This is a genomic window from Emticicia sp. (assembly GCF_049241225.1).
Classification (GTDB): Bacteria; Bacteroidota; Bacteroidia; order Cytophagales; family Spirosomataceae; genus Emticicia.
In genome coordinates this window covers 3,166-8,862 of the sequence record NZ_JBMLRC010000042.1, presented here as the reverse complement: position 1 = coordinate 8,862, position 5,697 = coordinate 3,166, and the positions used below count along the sequence as shown (strand labels likewise).

The window sequence follows — 5,697 nt, the reverse complement described above, 5'->3', positions numbered from 1 at the left end:
GGTTTAGTAGTTTTTATTTCTGCTTTCAAATCATTCAAGATTGTGTAAAGTCCAAAGTAGGTACGATTTACATACAACCCGTGTTGCGAACCACGTGCCGCCTTTGAGTCTTTCAGTTCGGGCAATTTTGATACGTATTCAAAGAAATTATAAATTTCATCAACGTAGCCTTCTTGACCAAAATCAAATGTATTGGCATTGAACGGACGGCCCAGCAATTCAATCATTTGCTTGAATAAATCTGAGAAAAACACTCGTTTCTGCGGTGTATCTTCTTCCACAATAAACTCTAATGTCCAGAAAATTCGTTGAATTTCGGCTTCATCTTCGAGTGTATCAGGATTTATTAAGGCAAAATAATTTTGATAATAATCGTCGGGAATCACTTTTACACAACCAAAATCTATCACACCCAAACGGCCATCTGGTGTCATCAAAAAATTCCCCGGGTGTGGGTCGGCATGCACTTGGCGAAGCGTGTGCATCTGATAATCATAAAAATCCCAGAGTGCTTGTCCGATTCGGTTTCTTACTTCTTGCGAAGGATTGGTATCCAAAAATTCTTTTAGGTGCATTCCTTCAATCCAATCCATCGTCAGGATTCTTTTCGATGAATATTCTGGATAATATTTCGGAAAAAACAAATCAGGAATGTGACTACAAGCATTCGTTATTTCAACAGAACGCTGTAATTCTAATTCATAATTCGATTCTTCGAGTAGTTTTTCTTCAACTTCCTTGAAATAGCGGTCGATTTCGGCATCATTTAGATTTAATAATTGCACCGCCAACGGACGAGCCATTTTCAAATCCGAACTGATACTATCGGCAATTCCGGGGTACTGAATTTTCACGGCCAATTTTTTACCGTTTTTTTCGGCCTTATGCACTTGCCCGATTGAAGCGGCATTTTCGGCTTTCAAATCAAACTTATCGAAAATTTCAGAGGGTGATTTATCAAAATATTTCTTGAAAGTCTTGATAACCAATGGTGCCGACAAGGGCGGAGCCGAATATTGCGACATCGCAAACTTATCGGTATATGCACGTGGCAACAAGTTTTTGTCCATACTCATCATCTGAGCCACTTTCAAGGCACTGCCTTTCAAATTGCTGAGTGTATCATATACATCAGCGGCATTTTCTTGGTGAAGTTGCTCTTTTGTAAGCGATGGGTCAAAAAGTTTTTTACTGTAATGTTTGATATAATTACCGCCAACCTTTACACCCGCTTTGGCAAATTGCGTAGCACGAGCAACTTTCGATGTGGGGATACTTTCTTGTGAATTCATATATTTTTTGTAAACTTACCCCCCGCCCCTAAAGGGGAGCTAAAGTTAAAAATTTTACCCCACATTGATAAATGCTTTTACTCCCCTTTAGGGGTTGGGGGTGGGGCTTCCTACTTTCTATTCTGAAAAATAAACTTTCCTAAATCAAATAACGAATCGAGTGGCGAACGACCCAACAAATCGAAGGCCGTATTAACGGTTTTCTCAATCATTGTGTCGGTTTTCTCGAATGCTTTACTTGTATCATTTATCCAAAAATCAAGCACAAAGAGTGTTTTTGCCCAAAATAAATCTGGATAACGCTGCATCAGTTGCGGAATCGGACGTTGTTCAACCTCACGAGTTTCACGGGCTTCCATCAAAAGTTCGTTCACATAATCATAAAACGAGGCCTTGAAATCAACCAATTGAGCATTGCGTTTGGTATAAATTGGTTTCTGAAAACCTTCGTAAGATTTCAAGATATAACTGCGGTTTTTCTTAAGCGTTTCAATCCAAGTGTAAAGAAAAGCCAATAATTTCTCACGTACTGAGTAATTTTGGTAAACCTCTTCACGCTCAGCAGCAGCACGAGCTTCGATGAAAAGAGCCTTCCAAATTTCGCTTTCTATCTGCGGAAACGACGAGTACTCATCATAAAAAGCTTCTTCCTTAATCTTCAATTTCTTGCAAAAAGCATAAACCGACTCTGGTTGTTTTCCATTTTCGAGTACGTATTCGGTGTATGCTTGTCTTATTTTTTCTTGTGTCATTTTTTTCGTGGAGTCAACTGTCGACTGACAACGATCAACAGATTTTAAAACTGTGGACTATCGTCTGTGGCCAGTGGTCTAATTAAAATATTTTCGACATCAAAACCGATGTTGTGTTATATACTTTCAACAAAGTGTTTGGGATATTTGTTTCGGCAATGCCAAGCATTTTGGCATATTTTTCACCGAGGAGCATCCGAGATTGCGATTGCAGGAGGTTGGCCGTAATTTCGCTCGGAGCAAATGAGCGAACTACATTCATCAATGAAGCCGTAAGTTGCTGACCTTCAATCGATACACGAAATTGCCGTTCGGCAATCAGCTTGTCTATTTTTACAGCCTCTACATAACTCTCGGGCATCATTTCCTGTTTCACTCCCAATAAAAAACCTATCACATTCCATGTATTGATGTAGGCATCTTCATAAGATTTATCAATCACGTAGCCAAGTTTTTCCATTCCACGCAATACCACAAGCGAAAAAGCTAAATTCGTACCCAACATATCTTCTTGGTTTATCGGGTATCCCCAAGCCATATCCCATTGTTTGCTATGAAGCGTAAAATACCTAATGGTTGCGTGCAAAAGTCTGACTTTCAAGCAAATAGCAAATATTCGTTCGCTTTGCCAATTATCATAATTCATGACGGCTTTCAGGAAATTCCCTGTTTCGGTCAGGCGTTTATAGGTATCATTCTTGATTCTTTCCGACATATACAAAACCTTTGCTCCATCAGCACCCAAATAGCAATAGGGCAAAGAGTAAAGCCCCAAAATCAAGCCAATGTTTTGTTGGTTTTCACGGTAAAAATCGGTAGCACGAATGAGTTTTTTTTTATCGTAAAAAACTGGTAGTGAAGAATTTGCAGATAAAAATGCCTGCAGAATCGGAGATTGATTTTCAAAACTAAGATTCTGATAATCAGAGAAAAACGGCATGAGTTGGCGTAAAGAAGCGATTCCGTGTTGCTGAACAATCTGGTTAATAGTTTCGTCAGCTTCATTATCGCCCCAAGCTCTATATTTACTCAACTCTGCTTTACTAATCATAAATTTTCCGTCTATGATTACTTAACGGCTTGATAATCTAAAGTGTTTGAGTTCGTTGAAAATAACTTTACATTTGCCAAACCAGAGATAAACAAAAGGTGGCCCATTATAAACGAAAATCTACTAATCAGTTCGATAAACCATCTTGAATCTGAAAATAAAATTTTTGCAAATATGAGCGAAAGAATTATGAAACAATACCCAAGATACTTTTGTCGAAAAATTTCACTATCACTTTTTTTCAATGATATCAACAGGAAGATAAAAGCTACTTCAATGGCCAACAAATAGGCAAAAATATTAGTTTTACCACCTACAAGTGCAACAATAACAATGAAGATAATGATATAATTGAGTGCCCAACGAAACAGTTTTTTAGTAAAACGTAACTTACCAATATCAAGATATAACAAATACAAGAAGAAAAGATATTTAATAAAAATAAGCAAAGTCATCAATAATTCTATTACAGAACCAAACTTAAAAAAAATGTAGTCCATAAAGGCGGCCATCACTAAAGGAATGCTAATAAGCGTGGAGCGTTTCTGATTTAACTTCAATTGATTTACCCAAAGCATTAAAATTATCATTTGAATCGGTCGAAACCACACACTAATCTCTTGCCCTGGTATGATACAATTAATTAAGTCGATAACGAAAAGCAGTATAAAAGCAAGCATCAATGCTTTTTTCATGGTTTATACATAATAGGTAGTTTTGATTTATACCCCATAAAATTAAATAATTACCAACAATTATCAATAATTTATGACTAATTTCACTTCGTTTTTTTATTTTTCGGTAGATTTAGTGTATTGGCAAGTTTATTGCTCAACCTTTATCTAACAATATAACTAACGATTGAACGGTTTATTAATCACAACAACGGGTTTTCAATCTTATCATAAAATAATGTTTTCTTTTAATTCGAAATACAACTTCTTATTGAGCATAATAATAATTATTGTGACTTTCTTCGCTTGCAGCGACAAAGAAATCACATTAATTACAATGAAAAAATCAGCCGCTCCCCAAAAAATTTGTTACTTAAAAGACGCAGACCAAGGCCACGGAGTAATATATAATTTAGAATACAACACCAACAATCAGTTAATTACATTTGAAGGCTTCCCTGATTTTAATCAAATCACTTACGAAAACAACCTTCCCAAAAAAGTATCAAGTTCATTTGACGACTCCTATCACATCACCTACGAGTACGATAACAAGGGTAGTTTATCATTGATTAACTTTTTGGGAAAAGATAGCCGAGATAAACCTTTTGAATTTAAAAGTAAAGTTTATAACAATACAAAAAAGCAAATCGAAAGAGTCGATCTGAGTATGCCGGTTTTTGATGAAATATTAGTTACTAAGTTTGAATATGATGCCAATCATAATATCAAGAAAATATTTTTGGTCGAAAACGGTCAGAATAGACTCATTTTAGAAAACCTCAGCTTTGATGATAAAAAATCGCCATATATCAATACTCCACTCGGTAACCTGATGATGTATTTTACGATATTTTCGGCAACTATTGGTGGAGAAAACACTACTTATTTCCAAAATAAAAATAACCCAATCTCTACAAAAATTTACAGCGACAGTGGAGATATCAGCTTCACCTACAGTTATGAATATACCCCAGAAGGCTATATTTCGAAAGCCAAGATCAGTAAAAAACAAAACGGTCAGGAGAGCTCACATCAAGAAATCTTTACTTATACTTGTAAGTAAACAAATCTAAAACACTAATCGCCTAACAATCAGCACCTTACAACAGTAAAGTTAAAATTATATTTTTTTAAGCCACAAAATCCACCAAAATTCCGTACCTTTGTATCCCGTAATCAAAGACAACAAACCTCATGTCAGTACACGGGCAAACACGTAACCCTAAGTATATTTTCGTAACGGGTGGCGTAACATCTTCACTCGGCAAAGGCATTATCGCCTCTTCTTTAGCCAAACTTCTGCAAGCCAGAGGATTATCAGTAACCATTCAAAAATTTGACCCGTATATCAACGTTGACCCTGGGACACTCAACCCATACGAGCATGGCGAATGCTATGTAACCGATGATGGAGCAGAAACCGACCTCGACTTGGGTCATTACGAACGCTTCTTGAATGTGCCAACTTCACAGGCAAACAACGTAACAACTGGCCGCATTTATTACAATGTAATCACAAACGAGCGTCGTGGAAATTATCTCGGAAAAACCGTGCAAGTTATTCCGCATATCACTGACGAAATCAAGCGTAATATCTTACAACTAGGCGAAACTGGTGAATACGACATCGTAATCACTGAATTGGGTGGTTGCGTAGGTGATATTGAATCTTTGCCTTTTGTTGAAGCCGTGCGTCAGTTAAAATGGGATTTGGGAGCTGATAATTTGCTCACAATTCACCTTACACTTGTGCCTTATTTAAGCTCGGCTGGTGAGCTTAAAACCAAGCCGACACAGCACTCAGTAAAAATGTTGCAAGAATCAGGCGTTCAGCCCGACATCATTGTTTGCCGCACCGAGCATCCACTTCCTGCCGATATTCGCCGTAAAATTGCTCTTTTCTGTAATGTTGAGCAAAGTTCGGT

General features: G+C 37.1%; 6 protein-coding genes. 2 read left to right on the top strand and 4 right to left on the bottom strand.

Annotated features, from left to right (window positions below):
• The 4 genes from ACOVO2_RS02805 to ACOVO2_RS02790 form a co-directional block, all read right to left on the bottom strand.
• On the bottom strand, positions 1-1,292 hold a 1,292-nt coding region (locus ACOVO2_RS02805), incomplete at its 3' end, for an ABC1 kinase family protein (RefSeq protein WP_421768513.1).
• 110 nt (positions 1,293-1,402) lie between these two features.
• Positions 1,403-2,044, bottom strand: a complete 642-nt coding sequence (locus ACOVO2_RS02800) for a TetR family transcriptional regulator C-terminal domain-containing protein (RefSeq protein ID WP_374757860.1) — start codon at positions 2,042-2,044, stop codon at positions 1,403-1,405.
• A gap of 82 nt (positions 2,045-2,126) precedes the next feature.
• Entirely contained in the window at positions 2,127-3,095 is a 969-nt protein-coding gene (locus ACOVO2_RS02795) for an oxygenase MpaB family protein (protein ID WP_421768512.1), read from the bottom strand.
• Positions 3,096-3,112: 17 nt separating this feature from the next.
• On the bottom strand, positions 3,113-3,790 hold the full coding sequence (locus tag ACOVO2_RS02790) for a hypothetical protein (RefSeq protein ID WP_421768511.1): 678 nt from the start codon (positions 3,788-3,790) through the stop codon (positions 3,113-3,115).
• Between the two features lie 316 nt (positions 3,791-4,106).
• Between ACOVO2_RS02790 and ACOVO2_RS02785 the strand changes: the two genes are divergently transcribed.
• Together ACOVO2_RS02785 and ACOVO2_RS02780 are read left to right on the top strand one after the other, a co-directional pair.
• Entirely contained in the window at positions 4,107-4,835 is a 729-nt protein-coding gene (locus ACOVO2_RS02785; protein ID WP_421768510.1) for a hypothetical protein, read from the top strand.
• A gap of 131 nt (positions 4,836-4,966) precedes the next feature.
• Positions 4,967-5,697, top strand: a 731-nt coding sequence (locus ACOVO2_RS02780; RefSeq protein WP_421768509.1) for a CTP synthase, incomplete at its 3' end; no start/stop codon positions are given.